This window comes from Leuconostoc falkenbergense, assembly GCF_045801155.1.
Taxonomy (GTDB): domain Bacteria; phylum Bacillota; class Bacilli; order Lactobacillales; family Lactobacillaceae; genus Leuconostoc; species Leuconostoc falkenbergense.
Genome location: NZ_CP174386.1, coordinates 1619034 through 1639161 on the forward strand (window position 1 = coordinate 1619034; position 20128 = coordinate 1639161).

Annotated in this window: 23 protein-coding genes; 2 read left to right on the forward strand and 21 right to left on the reverse strand. The window is 40.6% G+C overall.

Annotation, left to right across the window (positions count from 1 at the left end):
* Positions 1 to 72: 72 nt before the first annotated feature.
* Together ACI3ES_RS07995 and ACI3ES_RS08000 are read right to left on the reverse strand one after the other, a co-directional pair.
* Complete coding sequence (locus tag ACI3ES_RS07995; protein ID WP_080519501.1) at positions 73 to 531, reverse strand: MarR family winged helix-turn-helix transcriptional regulator; 459 nt, start codon at positions 529 to 531, stop codon at positions 73 to 75.
* A 9-nt stretch (positions 532 to 540) separates the two neighbouring features.
* On the reverse strand, positions 541 to 1086 hold the full coding sequence (locus ACI3ES_RS08000) for a TIGR00730 family Rossman fold protein (protein ID WP_114667102.1): 546 nt from the start codon (positions 1084 to 1086) through the stop codon (positions 541 to 543).
* Positions 1087 to 1223: 137 nt separating this feature from the next.
* On the opposite strand from ACI3ES_RS08000, the gene ACI3ES_RS08005 reads away from it, so the two are divergent.
* Positions 1224 to 1436, forward strand: a complete 213-nt coding sequence (locus ACI3ES_RS08005) for a DNA-dependent RNA polymerase subunit epsilon (RefSeq protein ID WP_010275590.1) — start codon at positions 1224 to 1226, stop codon at positions 1434 to 1436.
* A complete protein-coding gene (gene rnjA / locus ACI3ES_RS08010) occupies positions 1436 to 3118 on the forward strand; it encodes a ribonuclease J1 (protein ID WP_114667103.1) in 1683 nt (560 codons plus the stop codon). Before ACI3ES_RS08005 ends, rnjA begins: the two co-directional genes overlap by 1 nt.
* Before the next feature lie 977 nt (positions 3119 to 4095).
* Here rnjA and ACI3ES_RS08015 read toward each other — a convergent pair.
* The 19 genes from ACI3ES_RS08015 to ACI3ES_RS08105 all read right to left on the reverse strand — a co-directional run bounded on the left by ACI3ES_RS08015 (position 4096) and on the right by ACI3ES_RS08105 (position 20127).
* The gene (locus ACI3ES_RS08015; RefSeq protein ID WP_114667104.1) at positions 4096 to 4296 is read right to left on the reverse strand and encodes a cold-shock protein; all 201 of its coding nucleotides are present in this window, start codon (positions 4294 to 4296) and stop codon (positions 4096 to 4098) included.
* A gap of 270 nt (positions 4297 to 4566) precedes the next feature.
* Entirely contained in the window at positions 4567 to 4722 is a 156-nt protein-coding gene (locus tag ACI3ES_RS08020; RefSeq protein WP_181809846.1) for a hypothetical protein, read from the reverse strand.
* A 9-nt stretch (positions 4723 to 4731) separates the two neighbouring features.
* Complete coding sequence (locus ACI3ES_RS08025; RefSeq protein ID WP_142511783.1) at positions 4732 to 5631, reverse strand: N-acetylmuramoyl-L-alanine amidase; 900 nt, start codon at positions 5629 to 5631, stop codon at positions 4732 to 4734.
* A complete protein-coding gene (locus ACI3ES_RS08030; protein ID WP_114667106.1) occupies positions 5628 to 6092 on the reverse strand; it encodes a phage holin family protein in 465 nt (154 codons plus the stop codon). The genes ACI3ES_RS08025 and ACI3ES_RS08030 overlap by 4 nt, the downstream gene beginning before the upstream one ends.
* Positions 6093 to 6096: 4 nt before the next feature.
* Entirely contained in the window at positions 6097 to 6333 is a 237-nt protein-coding gene (locus tag ACI3ES_RS08035; protein WP_142511782.1) for a hypothetical protein, read from the reverse strand.
* Positions 6334 to 6335: 2 nt separating this feature from the next.
* Positions 6336 to 6464 (reverse strand): hypothetical protein, encoded by a 129-nt coding sequence (locus ACI3ES_RS08040; protein WP_258552057.1) that lies wholly within the window; start codon positions 6462 to 6464, stop codon positions 6336 to 6338.
* A 1-nt stretch (position 6465) separates the two neighbouring features.
* Entirely contained in the window at positions 6466 to 12063 is a 5598-nt protein-coding gene (locus ACI3ES_RS08045) for a phage tail spike protein (RefSeq protein ID WP_407631965.1), read from the reverse strand.
* Entirely contained in the window at positions 12060 to 12866 is an 807-nt protein-coding gene (locus tag ACI3ES_RS08050; protein ID WP_317211282.1) for a distal tail protein Dit, read from the reverse strand. The genes ACI3ES_RS08045 and ACI3ES_RS08050 overlap by 4 nt, the downstream gene beginning before the upstream one ends.
* A gap of 18 nt (positions 12867 to 12884) precedes the next feature.
* A complete protein-coding gene (locus ACI3ES_RS08055; RefSeq protein ID WP_407631966.1) occupies positions 12885 to 14309 on the reverse strand; it encodes a hypothetical protein in 1425 nt (474 codons plus the stop codon).
* Positions 14310 to 14350: 41 nt separating this feature from the next.
* Positions 14351 to 16159, reverse strand: a complete 1809-nt coding sequence (locus tag ACI3ES_RS08060; protein WP_242029690.1) for a tape measure protein — start codon at positions 16157 to 16159, stop codon at positions 14351 to 14353.
* Positions 16160 to 16492: a hypothetical protein gene (locus ACI3ES_RS08065; RefSeq protein WP_242029689.1), complete on the reverse strand. Its 333-nt coding sequence runs from the start codon at positions 16490 to 16492 to the stop codon at positions 16160 to 16162.
* A gap of 95 nt (positions 16493 to 16587) precedes the next feature.
* Positions 16588 to 16926: a tail assembly chaperone gene (locus tag ACI3ES_RS08070; protein ID WP_004912507.1), complete on the reverse strand. Its 339-nt coding sequence runs from the start codon at positions 16924 to 16926 to the stop codon at positions 16588 to 16590.
* 53 nt (positions 16927 to 16979) lie between these two features.
* Positions 16980 to 17564 carry a phage major tail protein, TP901-1 family gene (locus tag ACI3ES_RS08075; RefSeq protein WP_188353846.1) on the reverse strand — a complete coding sequence of 195 codons (585 nt, stop codon included), beginning with the start codon at positions 17562 to 17564 and terminating at the stop codon, positions 16980 to 16982.
* Positions 17565 to 17577: 13 nt separating this feature from the next.
* Positions 17578 to 17973 (reverse strand): DUF3168 domain-containing protein, encoded by a 396-nt coding sequence (locus ACI3ES_RS08080; RefSeq protein ID WP_142511778.1) that lies wholly within the window; start codon positions 17971 to 17973, stop codon positions 17578 to 17580.
* Positions 17970 to 18329 carry an HK97-gp10 family putative phage morphogenesis protein gene (locus tag ACI3ES_RS08085; RefSeq protein WP_188353845.1) on the reverse strand — a complete coding sequence of 120 codons (360 nt, stop codon included), beginning with the start codon at positions 18327 to 18329 and terminating at the stop codon, positions 17970 to 17972. The genes ACI3ES_RS08080 and ACI3ES_RS08085 overlap by 4 nt, the downstream gene beginning before the upstream one ends.
* A complete protein-coding gene (locus ACI3ES_RS08090) occupies positions 18322 to 18633 on the reverse strand; it encodes a hypothetical protein (RefSeq protein ID WP_142511776.1) in 312 nt (103 codons plus the stop codon). The genes ACI3ES_RS08085 and ACI3ES_RS08090 overlap by 8 nt, the downstream gene beginning before the upstream one ends.
* Positions 18634 to 18641: 8 nt before the next feature.
* Positions 18642 to 18980, reverse strand: coding sequence for a phage head-tail connector protein (locus ACI3ES_RS08095; protein WP_114667753.1), 339 nt, complete (start codon positions 18978 to 18980; stop codon positions 18642 to 18644).
* A gap of 63 nt (positions 18981 to 19043) precedes the next feature.
* The gene (locus ACI3ES_RS08100; protein ID WP_242029688.1) at positions 19044 to 19304 is read right to left on the reverse strand and encodes an Ig-like domain-containing protein; all 261 of its coding nucleotides are present in this window, start codon (positions 19302 to 19304) and stop codon (positions 19044 to 19046) included.
* A complete protein-coding gene (locus ACI3ES_RS08105) occupies positions 19297 to 20127 on the reverse strand; it encodes a N4-gp56 family major capsid protein (RefSeq protein ID WP_142511775.1) in 831 nt (276 codons plus the stop codon). Before ACI3ES_RS08105 ends, ACI3ES_RS08100 begins: the two co-directional genes overlap by 8 nt.
* Position 20128: the final 1 nt, after the last annotated feature.

The window sequence follows — 20128 nt, forward strand, 5'->3', positions numbered from 1 at the left end:
TATAACAGAAATCCCCTCTTAATAGTAGGGATTTCAAACAGGTAAAAATTTTACCACATTTACATGTTATTTTCAATCTTTTTTGCTATTTAGCTCCGGCTGCACAATCAATGCGTCTAGGCGACGAAGCGTTTTTAAGAATTCTTTTCCTTCAGATATACCAAAAATATCTAACCACTTATTGAAACGTTGGCGAACACTTTGTGCAATAATTGCTTCAACTTCGACGCCTTTAGGCGTTAAGACTAACAGCACACGGCGCCGGTCATCTGGATCTTTTTCTTGGTTTAAATAACCTCGGTCAAACAATGGTTTGAGTTGCCGGGCAATTGCTCCCTTAGTTACACCACGATCTTTAGCGATTTCGGTCATAGTCAAGGGTTCCTCACTTTGGGAAACAGCTGCCATGATTAACCATTGTTCAAATGATGCACCATACGGATTAGCTGGTTGTGAAATTAATTTTTCTAGATTTTTAAGTGCTGACATATAAACACTTACAAACTCACTCAATAGATCTGAATTTTTCATTTTATTTCCTCACATGCTGTCAATCATGGCCATCACTTCTTCGAGATTATCGTAAACATGCACCCATTTCATGTCGCTAGTGTTAACAAAATGATCGTCAACCATTTGATTCAACCACTTTTCAAAATAATCATAAAAACCGTTGATGCTGTACAAAATAAGTGGCTTGTGGTGCAATCCTAACTTGCCCCAGCTAATAACTTGCGCTAATTCTTCTAATGTACCAAGACCACCTGGTAAAACAACAAATACATCTGAATAATCAATTAGTAGCTGTTTCCGCTCTGTCATTGATTCTACTTCAATCAATTGCGTTATTTTATCTGCATCAATGGCATCCTCAGCCAAATTTCGTGGTGAAATACCTAAAACCTCACCATGATTAGCCATAACACTCGTCGCCAAGGTCCCCATTAGCCCATCTTTTCCGCCACCATATACAAGGTGCAGCCCACGATCGGCTATTTGTTTACCAAGCGCTTGTGTTTGCATCTTAAATTTGGGATTGCTACCGAATTGTGATCCCAAAAAAACGCCAATTGTCTTTATCGTCATTTGTTTATCCCTTACACCAATTTACCAATTATAGTATTAATAATCAAGTGAAGTATCTTAAAATCAGTCCATGTGGTAAACTAGTAGTTAAGGTTTTCGTTCGTGACAAATTAAAATACTATTTTTTGGAGGCATTTATGATTTTTAAAGTTTACTATCAAGAACACCCTGAGCGCAATCCAAAGCGCGAAACAACACAGTCACTGTATTTAGAGGCTGAAAGTTTACCTCAAGCGCGTGAGTTAATTGAGGAAAACACGCAATACAACGTGGAGTATATCGAAGAATTGTCAGATAAGGCTGTAACATACGAAAAGGCCTACCCTCACTTCGAAATCACAACATTCTAATGACATATTCAGTAGATATTAAACCTAATGAAGTCGCAGTTTATGCGCTAGGCGGTTTAGGCGAAATCGGTAAAAATACGTACGGTATTGAGTATCAAGATGAAATCGTTGTCGTCGACGCAGGCATTAAGTTCCCCGAAGACGAATTACTTGGTATCGACTATGTTATCCCAGACTATACTTACCTAGTGGATAATATCGATCGCGTTAAGGCACTGGTAATCACTCACGGACACGAAGACCATATCGGTGCTATCGCCTACTTTTTACAAGCTGTTAATGTACCAGTTTATGCTGGCCCATTAGCCATGGCACTCATCAAAAACAAACTCGAAGAGAAACAACTACTTAACCGTGTCGAGTTACACGAAATTACCGATGGTTCCGTATTAGAATTTGATAAAATGAGTGTCGAATTTTTCCGAACAACCCACTCAATTCCCGATGTGTTTGGTGTTGCGGTTCACACACCAGTTGGCACAATTGTGGAAACTGGTGATTTTAAATTTGATCTCACCCCAACTACTAAGCAGCCACCTAACCTTTGGTCAATGGCACGCATTGGTGAAAATGGTGTTTTGCTCATGATGAGTGACTCAACCAATGCTGAGCGTCCAGAATGGACCAAATCAGAAGCTTGGGTAGCAAAGTCTGTTAATCGTATTTTTGACAAAATTGAACATGGTCGTATTATCTTTGCTACTTTTGCCTCAAATATGAATCGTGTACGAATGGCAACAGATGCCGCTATTGCGCGTGGTCGCAAAATTGCAGTATTTGGTCGTTCTATGGAATCTGCCGTGACAAACGGCCGTGCACTGGGTTATCTCAATATTCCTGATGACATGCTCGTTGAGCAATCAGACATTAAACATATTCCTGATGACGAGCTTTTGATTTTATCAACTGGTTCTCAAGGTGAACCAATGGCTGCATTAGCGCGAATTGCTGAAGGTACTCATAAACAAATTCGCCTGAAGCCTAAAGATAATGTCATATTTTCATCGTCACCCATTCCTGGTAATACCGCTTCTGTCAACGCTGTTATTAATAAATTAGAAGAAGGTGGCGCAAATGTTATTTATGGTAAAGTCAATAACATTCACACTTCTGGTCACGGTGGTCAAGAAGAAGAAAAGCTGATGCTAGCACTAATGAAGCCCAAGTTTTTCATGCCTGTTCACGGTGAATATCGTATGTTAAAAGTTCACGCTTCTTTAGCGCATGAATTAGATATTCCTGATGATCACACTTTCATCCTTGAAAACGGTGACGTTCTGGCATTAGATGGTGAAAATGCCCGTGTTGCAGGTCATTTTCCAGGTGAAGATACTTATATTGATGGGTCTGGAATTGGTGATATTGGGTCGGTTGTTTTGCATGATCGTCAGAAACTATCACAAGATGGGTTAGTCGTCGTCACTGCAACCATCAATCTCAGCAAAAAGGAAATCCTTTCCGGTCCAGATATTTTATCACGTGGGTTCGTTTATATGCGTGAATCTGGCGACTTAATCAATGAAGGCCGTCGTGTTATTTTCGGTACAATTCGTCGTGTAATGAACAATGCCAACGCAAGTGAATCAGATATTCGTCAAGCTGTTATTGATGAATTATCACGCTTTTTGTACAAAGAGACTTCTCGAAAGCCAATGATTTTACCTATGTTAATTATGATGTAATAAAAACCGCTTTATATCAACGTTTAACGATTGTTGATTAGCGGTTTTAATATTTTGAAAATTACGATTATTCACTATTTTTCACTGAAATTCACTTAAAATTTGCTACATTTGCTACAAATTTGCTACACAAAAAAACGCCGACCAGATTAATTTCTAGTCGGCGTTTTTATCTATAAATATAAAAACCCCCAAAGGGATTGATTTTGATTATAGGGATTAACTGCTGCCTTATGAACAGTGAGAGAAGAATAATTGTGATCCTTTGGGGTAAAACACATTCCGTGTTTGGTGCAAGCATAACGCACTTACTAAAATAAAGCAAATTAAAAGTGCACATCTTGGGGAGACGTACACTTGGGGGGTGAGTATAATTTGGGTACCTAATCACGTATTTATTGTATATCACTTACTTTAGAATAGCAAACAAAAACCCAACAATCTGCGCTGATATCAGAAGGATGGACGTTAAACTCTGATAGCGATTGTTGGGCTGACTACATGTTATCACTCTTACTTTTTGAAAGCAAATTAAAAGCTCAACAGTGTAACATGAATTATCCTGTCGAGCATGTAGTCCACCCTTGAAAGAACTACAACTCTATTTTATCACAAATTAAAACCCAACAACCATATCAGATTCGAAATTGGGAGTAACTCATCATGATGTTGTTGGGCTATTTAATGGTATCACTCTTACTTTTTGAATGCAAATAAAAACCCCAACAGGTATATTTGTCTTCAAAGGTTACAGAATATAAATGCACTGGTGTGCTGTTGGGGAAAATGCTATTGCATTTATCTACATTGTACAATTATTCACATACTAATGCAAACAAAAGTGCACACCATCATCACGGAGTGTGCACTAATCATCATAGCTGTAGTCTCGTTCACTCAAAACTACACACCAAGTGTAACGTACTTACTAATTTATAGCAAATAAAAAGCCCACACGAGTGAGCGTTTATATCTTATTAAGCTTTAACGATATTAACCGCTTGCAATCCACGATCGCCCTTTTCAACACCGAAAGTCACTGACTGACCTTCATCAAGTGTCTTAAAGCCATCACCTTGAATAGCTGAGAAGTGTGCGAATACATCTTCACCGCTTTCACGTGTGATGAATCCGAAACCCTTATCGCCATTAAACCACTTTACCGTTCCTGTTTCCATTATATGTTTCTCCTTTGGTGCAATCACCAATTTATTTGTAATTTTAAATAATTGGTACTGAGAGTCCTCCGAGAAAAACAAATCAAAATCAAAAACTTTATTACTCCTTAACACTAACATCATTCACTCAGAATAGCAAATAAAAACCCAACAAACGGTAATGTTTACTTACTACCGTGTTTGTTGGGCTATTTAATGGTATCACTTGTGCTGGTTGAGGGAAAATAAAAAAGGCTCAACCGGAATTTAATCTAGTTGAGCGGCTTTTTATTATTTAGTTGTTATCTTTAATGACGTAAGATTTCCCATGGGTATTTGACTAGCCTCAAGTACACCACTTTCAATCTGACAGTCATTTATTTTAGCTGTGGTGATTTTGTCCTCATCACTACCTGTTCTAGCACATGAAATTATTTTGTCTTTCATATTACGCTCCTACAATTTGATAAACGCGTCTGCGTTGAACCAGATTATACCGTACTTACCAAATACAATACCAACACCATTGGTCGCTGTGTCGTATTTATCAATCGTGCCGTTGTCATAACCACGGCTAAATTTCATCACATCACCTACCTGTGTTGGCGACATACCACGTGTGACATTATCGACAATATCCAATGGAATACCATTGTTCGTCCAATTTGCATCAGTTCCACCTGCTAATGCGTAGTTAATCATCTGCCAGATACCGTTAACTTTTGCAATTTTATCAACCTTGAAAGTCTTGGTATTTGTAAAGTGATTGCCTGCGTTCTTGAATTGTTGGATAGCTGATGAACTAGTTGCTAGTTTTGATGTTGAGCTAGCTTTCGATGACGTATTAGTCACTTTTCCGACCGCAATTTCATTAGCGCGATTAATCACCCTTGCGACATCAATACCACCCGGGCAAGCTGTTGATACAACGGCCTTATGTGGGATAACATGTGTCGCGTCAATTGGAAAGCCATACCGTTTTGCAATATCAGCTACCAGTTTTGACAAGCTTTCAAACGTATCATTGCTAATCGTCCAGTTGGGCGCACCTGTGGCGTTCACGTTTTCAATCCCGATTGAGCGGGCGTTCATATCACCATTTCCAGCATGCCAAGCTGTGGTGCCTTCACCAACAATCCCAATAATCTGCTTGCCAGCCACTTCATAATGTGCTGATGTTTGTGCGCTGCCATTGGCTAACCATGTGTTGATTGCCACATCTTTATTTGTTGTGGCGTTGTGGTGGATCACGATTCGGTCAATTTTTGCTCGCGGAATCACACCACTTGCCATCGTACGACTGTCTGCGCTGGTAATTAAATCACTATATAAATCACCGTTGATGTTCTTTGTCATTCTTGTGTCTCCTTTATATTAGCGGCTTCTGGCTCTGTTTCAATCTTTTTCAATTTGACATGGTATTCATCTTCAACCCATTTAGATAGAAAGTCCGGAATTTCAATACCTGCTAACTGCATGTTGGCGTAGATAGACTTGAGCATATAAGCCCCAATAATCACCGTTACAATAAATGAAATGACATCAAAGATTAGTGGGTCAAAATAGAAATCACGTCCTCCTAAATGTGTAGGCACAACTGAAATTAGGATTGTGAAGCCCCATATCACCACAGGCATTAAAGCTAGTGGAATTGATGTGATTAACCCACCTAATCCGCCACCGCTCGTACGCGCAACACCTTGACGTTTACGCCATAATGCACCTAGAAATGTGTCAAAAAAGACCAAAATAAATAGGACTGCCGTTTCGGTAGCCCCGTTTAAATTAGCAAACAAATATTTTAAGATGTCTTCCACTATCTTATCCCTCCGTTGTTTCTGCCGGAGCTTCTGCGATAAGCGCTTGAATTTTCTTCTTAGCTGCTGCTTTGATGTCATCTTCTGATGATGTAAAACTAACGCCGTCTTCTGGCGTCACCTGCAAATTACCGTTCAGGCTATTTGGGAACGTGCCGGCGTTAAATGAAACCGACGCGTACTTCAATGTCAACTTACCATCAACGAAACTAAATTGTAAATCTCCAACTGTCATATTCATGATTATTTCTCCTCTTCTTTTGCTTGCTTCTCGTATTGCTCAACAAGTGACTTGTACTGTGCTACTTGCAAAGTCAAGTTAGCATTTTCTTGCAATAACGTTTGTACTACTGAATTAATATCTGGTTTCATTTTATTTACCTACACTTTCTAATTTTTCTTCTAGTTCTTCAATGCGTGCAATTAGTGCTTCGACCTTAGAATCTTCTTCCTGCAAGGCTTTCATAGTTATCCATGAAGCAGAGTGGTCATCTGTTCCCTCTTGCAAAGAATCCAAAAAATCGATTGGATTATTTAGGTAATCAGCACCAATAACAGGACCGAATGTATACTTATCGTTGCCAGCTTCCGCGTCCGTCTTGAATTGATACCTATAAATTCCAGCTCGATTAATCATTTCTAAAGCTGAACCGTCTTCCATCTCTGAAATATTAGTCTTATACTTTGCTAACGAAGATGTATACCAGTGTGCTGCTCGTGCATCTGCATAGTTCAAATTGGAAGTTCCAATAGTGGCATTCGTTACCACACGCAACTCACCAGTACCATTATTTCCTACACCTACATACATACTTGTATATGACGGGTCACTACCTTTCATGGATATACTAGTAACACCATCAATAGAGCCCCAGCCGTTATCATAAATAGCTGAACCGCTTGAGCGTAGTCTTATAGTACCGACATCTATTTCGGATGAACCGCCCTCGGTGAATAACGCAACCCTGTTATCGTATGTGTTAGAGTTACTTCCGTCCCATGCACCTAAAAACAGATGGTCATTTCCAGCATATAGATAGTGATGCCAACCAGATGATTGGTTGACTGGCTCGATATGCAACTGATGTTGCCAATTTGGGTTAATACCCAAGCGAACGTTCTGCGTCGTGCCGTCGATTTGATTCTGCATACTCGTGACGTAAATAGCAGCACCGTTAATTGTCCCAGCGTTTAATGTCATCGAATTAGCAGTGATAGAATTTAAAACACCGGTGGTTATTTTGCCGGCATCAATTGTTGCTATCTTTGCAGAGGTAATCGATGCATCACCAATCTGCGCCGTTCCAATCGCACCATTAGCGATATTAGCTTGGCTGACTTTAAATGCACCAGTGACCGTTGTGTCACCGTTAAGCACAATATTCTTACCAGCAATTTGAATACCAGAACTATCCTGATTGATTAAACTAATAATCTTGCCGTTGTTGTCTGTGATAGCTGAACTTATCTGTGTCGCCGTCTGTGTCTGAATACTTGTGGCTAATGTGCTACCTGTGATGATAGACGTTCTGCTCAACGCTGTTTGGAATTCAGATGAGATGTTACCACTTGAATCACGTACGAAGTTAGAAATGCTGTCTGCGGTTATTTTTACTTGCGCAAGTGCTGCGTTGTTATTGTAGTTACCTTGAACGTATGTGCCAATGGTTGAGGCAAATACCAACATTGGTTGTGAAACATAAGAGTTGACGCCAGACTGTACTCCAAAGTTGATATAGTAAACAGTTGATGGTATTGATATACCATTCATAACATTTAGTCCTTGACTGGATATGATGTGTGATTTTAATTCACCTATCAGCTTCTTGTTCTCGTCATACCCTCTAACAAATGACCAATCATCATTATAAACAGAAGTTGATACCACTGATACACCTTGCACAGATATTAGTCCCGAGTATAACCTGTTACCAGAAACTGTTGCGGTGTTCCTAATGCGAGTAGACCCGTTATAAGAACCATCTACTACAAATGGAGCGTAATTCCCGTTTATCCAACCAGCAAAATCAGGACTAAACTCTGTGTTGAACAACTGGTTAATTTGTCCCAAACTATTTACTGTTGACTTTAACTCACTAACTGTCGTAGCAGTTCCATTAGCCGTTGCCTCTACCTTAGTAAACCTTGTATTTAGTTGTGAGTTATTGCTATCATAATCAGTCTTCGCAACTTTTAATGCAATAGCGTCAGCATTTTGTGAGATTGCTGATTCTGCTGCTTTAACTCGTTTATCATTGCTTGTCTGATAATTACCAACCGTAGTAACTACACCATCGGCTGTTGTTTGGGCTTTTGAAACAGCTGTGGTTAAATCACCGGTTTTCTTATCATAGTCGGTTTGACTAACCCTTGTAGTGATAGCAGTAGCATTGGCTTTTATGTCAGCCTGCGCTTGACTGATTCGTCCGTCTGCATTGGTTTTATAATCACTAATTGCCAATGCTGCATTATCAGCTGTTAGTTGTGCTTTTGCTGTGGAACCGTTGTTGTTGTAGTTCCCCTGAACGTATGTGCCAACGTGGTCTGAAAATACTAGCATAGGCTGTGAAAATACATTTCCGTTAGATATACCGCTTAATAAAATTCCAAAAGATATATACACAACGCCACTTGGAATTGTAATATTTTCTACTTTTGTGTAGCCAACAGAATTTTTGGCACCAAATTCTGGTGATGATGTTCCTGGAACATTAACCATATTTCCATTAGCGTCCACATTATTGATATACGACCATACACTAGATGAAGCTAGTTTTTGAATAGAATATGACATTTTAGTTCCTGGTATGACTGCAATTGGTGCTGATTGAAGTCTGGTTGGTCCACCATCAACTTTCATAAATACATTTGATCCATTCACAGGAGCTCCTAAGCTAGTGGTAATGCCTTTTCCATAAAGACCTCTGTCATACCAACCCTGAAAATCAGGACTAAACTCTGTGTTGAACAATTGGTTAATTTGTCCTAGGCTATCAACCTTAGTAACTGTTGCATCAAAGCCATCAGCCCTCTGTTGTAGTGTGCTAATGTACCCAGACTGCTTGCCTTGTGCAGTTTGCAAATCACTGATGGTCTGTTTAGTTCCATTAGCGTCAAACACAATCGTGTTCATTTTTGCGTCTTGGTCACCATCTTTTTGCTTGATAGATGCAATATCTGTCTTCGCTTGATTTGCTGTCTGCGTTGTAGTTGTTAAGTCTGTCTGAAGTTGACCAGTCTTAGTATTATAATCGGTTTGGCTAACTTTAGTCTTCAAACCATCTACTGCAGTTTGTGCAGTTGCTTGAGCTGTTTTAACAACACCATCATTAGTGGTCTTATAACTACTAAAGTCAGACTTTACTCCAGACACAGATGTTTCAATAGTCCCCATTCTAGTGTCTTGCTTGTCATCTCTAGTTTGAATATCAGTGATTGACTGTTTTGTACCATTCACATCAGTTGTAATTTGGTTAATCTTATCAGATTGACTATCTTGCGTTGTCTCGATGTCACTTATGCTTTGCTTAGTTCCATCAACATCACTTGATATACTGTTAATCTTAGAGGCTTGGCTCGTGGCTGTTTTCTTAATGTCAACAATATCCGCAGCCTGTGAATCAGCAGTTTGTTTAACCTCTGTATATTTTGTTGTCAAGTCACCTGTCTTAGTATCATAATCAGTCTGTGATACCTTTGTTGCAACTTGCCCCAAAGCAGTTGTAGCGTCCGTTTGTGCCTTGCTTACCTTACCATCGTTAGTCGTTTGATACTGTGTAATGGTTGCTTTAATTTGGTTATCTTTGGTTGTGTAGTCTAGTACAACATCTTCTGGTGCATTAGTCCAATCAGTAGGCAGGTTGCCTTGTTCAAATTTAACCCTATAGTTACCGTACGTTCTACTAGACACACGAACAAAGTAAGTATTAGCGGAAGTTGTAAAAGTTCTTTTTTCATAGTCATTTGGTATGTCAGTGGTTGCTATTGGACCATATATACTAGCTGATCGATCTAAAAACGATTTATTTGAATCGTACTGTCCTATACCTGCCCAGTAATTTTGCCCTGATAATAAGGAGCCCCATGCTTGGAACGTGTATTCCGTATTAGGTAGCACAGCAATATAATCAGATGCCATTTCATTGTTGATACTGTTTGGGGCAGCTAAAGTACCATTTGAGCCGTTGATGTAACCAGTTACTTGTGTTTCGGTTATATAAAGGTTTCTGCCACCAACGCTAAGTGCTTTGATGGTATCATTAATATCACTCTTAGCTTGATTAACTGCATTAGTGGCTTTAGTATCTAATGCACTAACTGCATTCTGTCGGTCTGTAACCTCTTTGGCTATTGTGTTTAGTGCGTCAGCCTTAGCTTGATTAGCATAAGTTTGCGCTTGTGAATTAGCAGCAGCTACCGCAGCGTTACGTGCTGACGCTTCACTGGCAATGCTGTTCGTTAAGTCTGTTTTAGCAGCAGACAAAGCGCTCTGTGCTTGATTGAATTGAGACGTTGCCGCACTCTTAGCGTTCGCCTCTGCTGTACTAGCTTGTGAAGCCGCCTGTGACTTTGCTGTTGCAATATCACTTGAAAGGCCTTGCTTCACTTCGTCAGTGTGTGAGTTGGCTTGTGTGACTGCGTCAGTGACAGCGGCGGCTATGTCATCAGCGGTGGTTGGTGAAGCGAGCAACTCCCATATATCACCATTCCAGCGGTATATTTCAGTACCGCCATCTGCTAAGTATTTAAACCAGATGTCACCAACTTTTGGACTATTGGGAGCTGTTGCGCCATAGGTTGTTCCCGGTCTGCCAATCTGGTTAATCGTCCACTGTGTTTGACTACTAGTAGTGTCTGCAACAGCATTCAAGCTGTTGAGTTGCGAAGTGATACTGTTTGAACTTAAATCATCACCAAGTGACAATTCTGTTTGGTCTGGCGATAACAGATCATACTTCACTTCAAACACACGTGTCTTATAGCTCAAATCTCTATCACCGTGCATGATTAAGGCCGTGTCGCCAAGTGATAGCCCACCAACATCAGCAACCGTAGCCGAATACTGAATTTGTGGGTGATTAACAGATTGCAGAGTTTTATATGCTGAATTGATTAAAACATTGACATCATCAATATCATCATACGTTTGTAGCAACAGCCTAGCGTTTCCGTTAATCTGTCCCCATTCGGCCGTAGCGTCTGGGTCTGATAGAACGATTGAGCCTTTTGGCTTATCTAATGGTTTACCTGCGGACTTTTTCCATTCAACGTCAGCAATGTTAATTCTGCGACCATAGCCATCAGGTGTATCAGCTTCTCCGTTGTCAATCTCTTCACCTTTACCACGTGGCAATATAGCTGTGTAAATGTTTGATGTATCGCTTTGACGTTCAACTGTTAGCAAGTTTGAACCACTTGCAAATACCTTTGATGTATCTGCCCCCTGACGTGCTAGATAGTCCATATAACGACCGCTGATGGCGTTTCCTTGTATCTCAATATAAAATACAATCTCACCGCCTAGCAGGTCTACAACTCTGCTGATTGCGCTTAATCGGTCAACGTAATAGAAATTAGTTGTCGCTGCGCCAGAAACATTGACGTTGTTGAGCCCCCAATTTGAACCATCAAGTGCAATTTTCATCAGATTCAATGCACTCTGATTTTGTGGTCGCTTATCTTCAATATAACCATCAGTAGCCAGCTCTTGATAAGCCAACTCGTAGGCTGAATAGTCGATTGTTTCTGTGTTATCAACACGTTCGGTCAAACGCAACATAATAAACTTGCTGTCGTTTAATGGGTGAGGTGTCGCCACATACTTTGAACCGCTTGGCAACGCCTTGCTTGCAGGTAGCGAGAACTCAAACGTTGTTGCCGTGTTAATTTTAAAGTTTAGATGTGCTGCCGTGAAATCATCATTGGTCAGCGCCTTTATAATTGCTTGTTTTTTATCAAAAATATAAATCATAGTGCTTTCACCCGATAAGACAACACAATTGAACTTGCCTGTGTACTAGCAATTTTCGTACCATTTTTAATCTTGGCTTCAAAAATATTACTGTTGTTGATGTCGATTGTTGCATTAACTGACTTTTTAACATTAGTACTTGGTGTAAATTCTGTGACCGTCTTTTTTGTGTAGTCGATTGTGTATACATTAGCTGCCTTAAACGAGCCAACCAATGTCAACGTGTAACTATCAACCGTTAGAACGATTTTAGAGACATCTGCGCTATTGGTTAAGACAATCGTGTCAAAGCCTTGTGCAAAGCTTAAAGACGCGTCAGAAACGTTTATAGACGTTGTACCAGACGCATTCTTTGCAGCGCCGTACTTGTATGGGTCTGACATTTTTAGCTCAAACACGCCAGTTGTTGATAATTGACCAGCATTATCCAAATTGTTGGCAGTTACCGTGCCGTATCTCGTGTAATTAGGTTCATCAGCAAAATTAAAAGCGACTTCATTGCCTTGTAGATACTTGTTTAAGGTATCGTTTAAGGTATTGAAATCGCTATTTGTTTTAGCTGAAACCATATACTTCACACTGATTTTGTTTGATTCTATCCTTGACGATAAAAATAAGTCACCGTCTGCTAGTCCAGTAGCTGTGGATAATGACCTTGTGAAGCTTGACCGCCCCTCAACGTTTAGAGTTTGGTAGCCCACTAGCTCACTATCCAATTTATGACCGTTGAACGTGATAGATTCGCTTGGCAATGAAACAGCAGATGTTCCAACGGTCAGGTCTGTAAATTCATATAAGCTCAATGCGTGCCCTCCTTTCTGTTATAGTTGAACACTATTATTTCTCTTTAATAGCGCTGTCTTGCCCTGTTGATTGTTAATGTCATCAACATAAGCAGTGTAACCGTGCTTATCAAAGGCGATTGTGATATTAGCTGGTTGTGTGTTGTTAGTTTGATCTAGTGTCATTACACCGCTGTATGAACCTGATAAATTACTATTTAACGAATTAATAGGTGCACTAATTGCATCGGTAGCCAAATTACCAATTCCGTTTGCAGCGCTTATAACAGACCTATTCATAGATCCAATACCATTGACAAACCCTTCTGTTACATAACCACCTATTCCAAAGAACACTCGTGATGGTGAATGTATCTTCAAATTTCTACGTACAGCGGCAGCGGCAGATGCAGCTACAGATGCAGCGGCAGCCATTACTGAACCACGTTGTGCCAAGATACCGTTAATCATTCCAGCTGCTGCATAACCACCAGCTGATGAAAATTCACCTCTAGCACTTCTAGCTGAACTTGCAGCACTCCTCATTGCAGAACTAACAGCAGAACGCAAACTGGCCATTCTTGAACGAACAGCCGAAACCATACCACTGGCTGCAGATGATGCTGCAGATTTCATACTATTAAAGCCACTTGTAACAGATGATTTCGCAGAGGATATTGAACTTCTAATAGATGAACCGACATTATTGAAGCCACTAGAAATTGATGACTTTATGCCGCTCATTGATGAAGATACTCTGGTTTGCAAACTAGAGAAACTAGCATTTGCACTAGATGTAAAACTAGATATTGTACTTCTAGCTGAACTTGCTGTTGAAGCAAAACTTGAAACAGAACTCTTGGCTGAATTAGCATGACCACTCATAGTTGCAAAATTGTTATCCATCGCAACAACAGCTGATGACAAAGATTTAATTTTTCCGCCTACTAACGCTACTGCTATACCCAATGCCGTTAAAGCCACAGTACCAGCTGCAATACCAACCGCACCGGCGACCATTGCCACCCCAGCTGCAGCTAGTTTAGCTAAGTTAGCAGCTAATGTGCCTGTTGGTTTAGAAGCCCCAGTAGCTGCGGTACCAAACAATGATATACCGGTAGCCGCTATAACAATCCCAATTGCTATAGAATTAATAGCAACTCCCGCTAATAAACCGGCAGCCGAAAGAAGACCTAATCCCAATGCAGCACCTGTTGCACCAATTCCAAAAGCTACGGCTCCAATTCCAGCAGCAGTTAATCCAGCAGCTAGGACAACTAGCGAAGCACCGGCAGCAATAGCTGAACCAGAAAGAGCCAATATCGAAACTGATGCCGATAGACCATAAGATGAAATAGTGGGCAAAGCCAGTGCAACTATATTTAACGCAACTCCAAATGCTGTTGTTGATACAGCGACTAGTCCCATTGCTAATCCAAGCGCTCCAATGCTAATTGCTAACAAACCAGCAGCTACAGCTGATACGCCTACTGCAATACCTAATGCTACAACACACTTGCGGACAGGGCTATAACTCCAACACTAGCTAATATAGAAGCCCCTCCGAATACCGTTATCGCACCTGCTAATGCTAATATTCCTACTGCAGCGCTTGTTCCGTATTGTGAAATCACTGGCAATTGAGTGGCTAATAATGCTAATCCCGCAGAAGCAATTCCGATAGCAATTCCAATTGCGAGTACAGCCGCCCCAAAGACACCAATTCCAACAGAACCAGCAGTCAATGCGGGTGCTAACAATGCAAATACTCCTGCAAGTGCGCCAACAGCAACGGTAATTGCAACCAATGTAATAATTCCTTGAGTGCCTGTTTTAGCTAATGCAGCAATACCAAATGCTAGTACACCAATACCAGCAGCGGCGGCACCTATTCCGATACCAATTCCCGCTGCTTTAACACCCATACCAGCAAGCTGTCCGCCCGATATGCCAGCGTACTTACCTGCAGCCATAGCTGATCCTGTGAATTGTTTTACCATTCCCAATGGTTTCTTAAATGCTAACACTAATCCAAGCAATCCAGTTCCTAAAGCTACCACAGCCAGTCCTGCGATTTTTATAGCATTGCCAGAACCACCAACAGCCTTTGAAAAACTTTCCCAAAGTTTCTTTCCGGTTTTAGTTTGTGTAAAAAAGTAATATAAACCAGCAACCAACGCCGCAATTAAAGCAATCACCAATACGAATGGGTTTGCTGTCAGAATACTAAACAGACCAGACATTGCGCTTCCGACCGATTTGACAATTGATATAACCTTATTCATCGCTACGAATGAGGCGACAAAACCAGATATACCAGCTGTAAGCGGCATAATCCACCCTTTATTCTTTTTAACGAAGTCGACCATTGACTTAATTGCATTTACAATGATTGGTATATACGTAGTTATCGTGCTGTTTATAGTGTCAAACGCTGTGTTGATACCACCTTTCATACTATTGACTAAATCAGCAATCCCACCTAGCTTGGCGTTTTTTAGCCCGTTATCAATAGCTGTTAACGTTCCAGCTAAACCTTTTGTGACAGCCGTTCCTAAGTTAGTGAATGAGGTTTTAATTCCAACACTGTTTTTTCTTGCTAGTGTTGCGAACCCATTTTGTCCTTTATCCAACTCAACAAATTTCTTATTCAAGTCATCAATTGTGATACTGCCGCTTTGCAAAGCTTTATATAGGTCTTGCTCGGCTGCTTTACCTGTGAAACCAAATGCGTTGGCTGTTTTTCTAAGCGCAATAGGCATTGTTTCTTGTAATGTACGCCATGATTGCATATCAACCTTGCCAGTAGCTAACATCTGCGTGTACTGTTGCATTCCACGTGATGTGTCTGCAACGCTTGCACCTGAAGCAAGGAATGCGTCATTTAAAGCTAATGCTGCTTTAGCGCCTGATGTAGCGCTACCTGTTAATGGTGCAAACTGTTGAGCAGCACTTGTAATTTCATTCAATGATGTTGGCAGTCCATCAATTCCGTTACTCAACAACTTCATTGATTTTCCAGTATCTTGTGTCGAATATCCCAACGCTTTCATCACGACAGGATATTTGTTTAAGGTATCGAAACGATCTACAGCATTACCAACATTGCTTGTAACCACAGACAGCGCTTTGCTAACGACGGCCGTTGCAGCACCAGCCACAGCACCAAATTTAATCATGCCCTTTCCGCCAAGACCTGTTGACTTGGTTGTATTGTTACCAAATGAATCTGCTGCTTTAGTCGCTGATTCAAAAGTCTTGCTAAAATTCTTATCAACCGCAGACAACACAGCCTGCACTGAATAACTTTCCATTTATTGTCCTCCTTTCCTCTTTTGTTTTAATTCTTGCAGCTTTGCGAAACGCTGTTGAATAAGCGCCTCTTCTTCTCGTTTACGTGTCAATTCGGAAGTATAATCACTTTCAAAACTTGCACGTATTTCATCTTCTTGTTCTGCTGTATTGTAGAAATCACTAAACTTTTTATAACGTGGTTTAGGGTGTTTGTCGCCCCCTGTGGTAGCCTGTACAGTTTGGTTATACCAAGCGTGTAAAGCTATGTCTTCACGTCTCAAAGCCTGTTTAATTGCGTATGCTTCCATAGCTAGTTGATAATCAGGTAACGTCATAGTCTCGATTTCGTACATTTGATACACAGAAAAGCCTAGACGAGTAAGGCTGTTCAATACAATTTCATGATATGTTTGCTCACTAGTTTTGTATCCTCCTGTGTCCTCATCATCTAGGCTTGTGCGTTTTTTAAAGCCACCTTGATTGCATTGGCTGCTGACATTTCTTTAGTTACATCATCAAACAGTTTCTCAAGGTCACCATCATAGTCATCAATAAAGTTATCGACATCATCTTGTGATGGACGGAATGCTTTATTAGTTGAAGCAGCTGAATAAATAACATCTGCCAATACGGCCGGGTCTGCTGTGTTAAGTGCTGGGATAGACTTTGTAAGTCCCATACCAAATGAAGCACCATTCACGTCCAGACCTGCCACCTTATCCAATTCACGAACAAACTTCACACCGAACTTCAATTCTACTTCTTTATTGTTGATTTTAACTTGCATGATTTCTCCTTTTATCGTCTCACTTCAATCGTCTCTGTCTTTGTGTTATTTAATTATTCGCCAGCTGGAGCAGTGCCGCCATTCGCACCACCGTCAGTCGCTTTATTCCAAGCCGTACCGCCGTTGGTTTCTGTACTACCTGTTCCTGTAACTTTATCCAAACCACGGAATACATAGTCAACGTCACTTGACTGTTGGTCTGATAGTGCAGTCCAGCCACGCTTTGGTGTGCCGTCAACAGAGAATGTGACATCACGAGTTGAGTTATCATCAGCATCGTTGTCGTTACTGTCTTCTGATACAGATGTTTGTACATACCACGAGAAATACTTGCCCTCTGCATTCTTGCGGTCTTTGTGTACGATCCAAAATTCCATCTTGTCGCCATCTAGCAAACTGTCATAGAATGCGTCTGCAATCGCTGATGTGTTGTTAATAAACTCAATTTCAAGATCTGTTGAAACACTTGATTGTGTATTGACGTTGCCGTCTTTAGTCACGGTTGAATCACTGTCTCGTGATGGGTCAAATGACAATGATGTTTGCCATGGGATAAGTTCGGCTTCTTTTGTTGAAGCGTTACTCAATTTGCGTGCGAACGCTACTGCGTTGACACCTTTTAATGTTGATAATGCCATTAAATAATCTCCTTTAATCTACTGTAAATTCTAGTTGTATGTTAGCGCGCTGATACGTTGTGTTTGGCACTGATGTATCAATAGACATCTGCATGTTTTGTTGGTTTGCTTGCCCATAAAACGTGTAGCTGTCTGTTTGAATATATCCAATCGCCAGATTATAAATGTAATCAGCTATTTCACTAACTTTTTTGCGTTGTTTCTTACTGCCCCATACGTCGATTGTTAAGAACACATGGTCATTGCGTGAATACTTAGTTGTTGCACTAGTTTGTTGTATGTTACCTATCACCACAATTGGATAATCAACCGGTTCATTTTCAAGCGGTAAATAATCATAGACATTGTAGCCGTCACTCTGTAACAAGTCGTAGTAAGTATCGAACAGTATTTTTTGCGGACTAATCATTTGAGTAACTTCTCCAAATCTGACTTAAATACCGTCTTTTGTTTATTGAAAACAGGTTTTAGCAATGGTTCAGCTGACATGAAACGAGTTCCTAATTCGGTATATTGGTTATAATCCATACCCAAACCAGTTACACCACTCATGGCGCTATCCTTGAATGAAACACCAATGCTTTTCTTTGTATCTCCGGTAGAATACCCCTTTGTAAATACGCTTGAAGCATTAGACATCGCCTGTTGTTGCATTTGTGTGGTGTTACGTTTGACAACACTCTTGATGTCACCAGCCGATGCACGAGACAACAGCGCTTTACTTAACTTATCAACTCCGGTAACAGAAAAACTTATATTACTCATTCATCTCACCTACAATCAACGTGTTATTCTTCAATGGTTTCCTCGTTGTAATAGGCTTATATTTCTGCTCTAAGCCGTTTACAGTGAGATATGACCACTTATAGTCAATATCATTTACAAGCCGTATAACAAGGTTTTTGGTGGTAATGTCGCCAAAGTCCTGCACACTTGTGTTTGTGCCTGTTTCAGTAACATTGGCTATTGCTTCACCAACCAATTCGGGTCCGCCCACATAATCACCAACCTTTGGGTCATAGTGTTCTTTGACCTCTGAATAAAATTGAATATTGTCTGGAAATCTCATATCGTCACCTACAAAAACAAAAAACGACCTGAATTATTATCTTTCACGCCGTTTTCATCTTTCCAAGCATCAATATCATTTGCAAACTCATCAAAATCATTTGCGCTAAATGTAATGCTTTGTCCCTCTTGTGTATACGAACTCATACCCTCGTTAGCAAGCCGATTGTAGCGCTTTACAGACACTTCAAGTGCGATATAGTCTAAGACATCAGGGATAGAGACACCAGCCTTTAAACCTAATTTAAACGACAATGCTTGCGTTGTGTTTTTGATAATAAGATTGAGAATATCGTCACGCTTATTATCTTTGATTTGTAGCATAGTTTTTAAATCGCTAAGTTCCAAATCATCACCTCCTTAATAGCCGCCCTTTGCAGTATTGTTTATTTATTAAGCGACACCATGCGACTATTCTGTCACCGTAACAGCAACTCCTGCGGTGAATGTTCCGCTAGTAGCTGTAATAGTTGCCGAACCAATAGCGACACCAGTAATAGTACCGTCATTTGTTACGGTTGCCACAGCCTCATCGCTTGATGAGAAAGTAGTTGCTGAAACCACAGCACTAGCGTCTGATGCGTTGGTTGGGTTTGCTGAAACAGTCACTTGCTTAGTTGCACCAACTTTAATTGTTGCTGTCTTTTGACTTAATGTAATACCATTAGACACCACTACTCGCTTTTGCAACAACAACCTTTGTTGGGTCGTACAAGTAAGCTGTGTAATGTTCATCAGCAGTCAAAACGGTAGTCTTGTTGATGATGTTGCGTTGGTTTTCCACCTCCGCTGAACGCTTCATAACCAATTTCAAAGCTGGAACACTTGGGTTCACCTTGATGAAGATAGCTTGTCCTGCTGTAACCTTGTTAGATTCGATAATTTGCACGCCAAGCACTTCAAACTTAGTACCGTTTACCAAGGCGTTTAGTGCAACGTCTGAACCTGTACCCTCTGCACGTGCTGCCTTGCGCAATGCTGCTGCATCTGCTGGGTTAAACAAACCAACAACAGGTGAATCGTCTTGATCACTATTAGTTGCAAATACTGTCAACGCTGCTTGAACACCGTCTGATGTTGCAGCGAAGTTAACTGTTTGTGTAGAAGTCAATGCTGCCGCCAAGATGTCATTATCAACCTTGTTAGCGATTGCCAAGCCTAATTGCTTTGTAGATTCGCCAACAGGGTCACCATATCCAGACAATACTGCTTCATCTGTAATTTCTGTACCTTTGGCAGCTTTCTTGATAGTCACACTCTTGGTCGTTGTACCAAGCTTGTCCAATGGAATTGGTGCACCTTCTGCAACGTCTTGTGCATCACCAATGTAAGTGAATGCTGGGAACTTCAATGTGTCACCTGAACGTCCTTGCAGTGTTGAGTCAACACTTGCCAATGGTGTGAAGCGCATCGCTTGCTTAAATTCGTATGATACGATTGGTGCCAATACTTCTGGGTTTACCAAATCTGCTAGTTGTGTTAATGTGTTAACCATT

Bases quoted from the DNA above. Each gene is read 5' to 3' on its own strand.
- ACI3ES_RS08015 (WP_114667104.1), bottom strand. From the start codon at position 4,296: ATGGAAACAGGAACGGTAAAGTGGTTTAATGGCGATAAGGGTTTCGGA.
- ACI3ES_RS08080 (WP_142511778.1), bottom strand. From the start codon at position 17,973: ATGATTAGTCCGCAAAAAATACTGTTCGATACTTACTACGACTTGTTA.
- ACI3ES_RS08045 (WP_407631965.1), bottom strand. From the start codon at position 12,063: ATGATTTATATTTTTGATAAAAAACAAGCAATTATAAAGGCGCTGACC.
- ACI3ES_RS08035 (WP_142511782.1), bottom strand. From the start codon at position 6,333: ATGAATATGACAGTTGGAGATTTACAATTTAGTTTCGTTGATGGTAAG.
- ACI3ES_RS08085 (WP_188353845.1), bottom strand. From the start codon at position 18,329: ATGAGTAATATAAGTTTTTCTGTTACCGGAGTTGATAAGTTAAGTAAA.
- ACI3ES_RS08020 (WP_181809846.1), bottom strand. From the start codon at position 4,722: ATGAAAGACAAAATAATTTCATGTGCTAGAACAGGTAGTGATGAGGAC.
- ACI3ES_RS08070 (WP_004912507.1), bottom strand. From the start codon at position 16,926: ATGCAAGTTAAAATCAACAATAAAGAAGTAGAATTGAAGTTCGGTGTG.
- ACI3ES_RS08040 (WP_258552057.1), bottom strand. From the start codon at position 6,464: ATGAAACCAGATATTAATTCAGTAGTACAAACGTTATTGCAAGAAAAT.
- ACI3ES_RS08000 (WP_114667102.1), bottom strand. From the start codon at position 1,086: ATGACGATAAAGACAATTGGCGTTTTTTTGGGATCACAATTCGGTAGC.
- ACI3ES_RS08060 (WP_242029690.1), bottom strand. From the start codon at position 16,159: ATGGAAAGTTATTCAGTGCAGGCTGTGTTGTCTGCGGTTGATAAGAAT.
- ACI3ES_RS08025 (WP_142511783.1), bottom strand. From the start codon at position 5,631: ATGACAAAGAACATCAACGGTGATTTATATAGTGATTTAATTACCAGC.
- ACI3ES_RS08005 (WP_010275590.1), top strand. From the start codon at position 1,224: ATGATTTTTAAAGTTTACTATCAAGAACACCCTGAGCGCAATCCAAAG.
- ACI3ES_RS08065 (WP_242029689.1), bottom strand. From the start codon at position 16,492: ATGTACGAAATCGAGACTATGACGTTACCTGATTATCAACTAGCTATG.
- ACI3ES_RS07995 (WP_080519501.1), bottom strand. From the start codon at position 531: ATGAAAAATTCAGATCTATTGAGTGAGTTTGTAAGTGTTTATATGTCA.
- ACI3ES_RS08075 (WP_188353846.1), bottom strand. From the start codon at position 17,564: ATGGCATTATCAACATTAAAAGGTGTCAACGCAGTAGCGTTCGCACGC.
- ACI3ES_RS08090 (WP_142511776.1), bottom strand. From the start codon at position 18,633: ATGAGATTTCCAGACAATATTCAATTTTATTCAGAGGTCAAAGAACAC.
- ACI3ES_RS08105 (WP_142511775.1), bottom strand. From the start codon at position 20,127: ATGGTTAACACATTAACACAACTAGCAGATTTGGTAAACCCAGAAGTA.
- rnjA (WP_114667103.1), top strand. From the start codon at position 1,436: ATGACATATTCAGTAGATATTAAACCTAATGAAGTCGCAGTTTATGCG.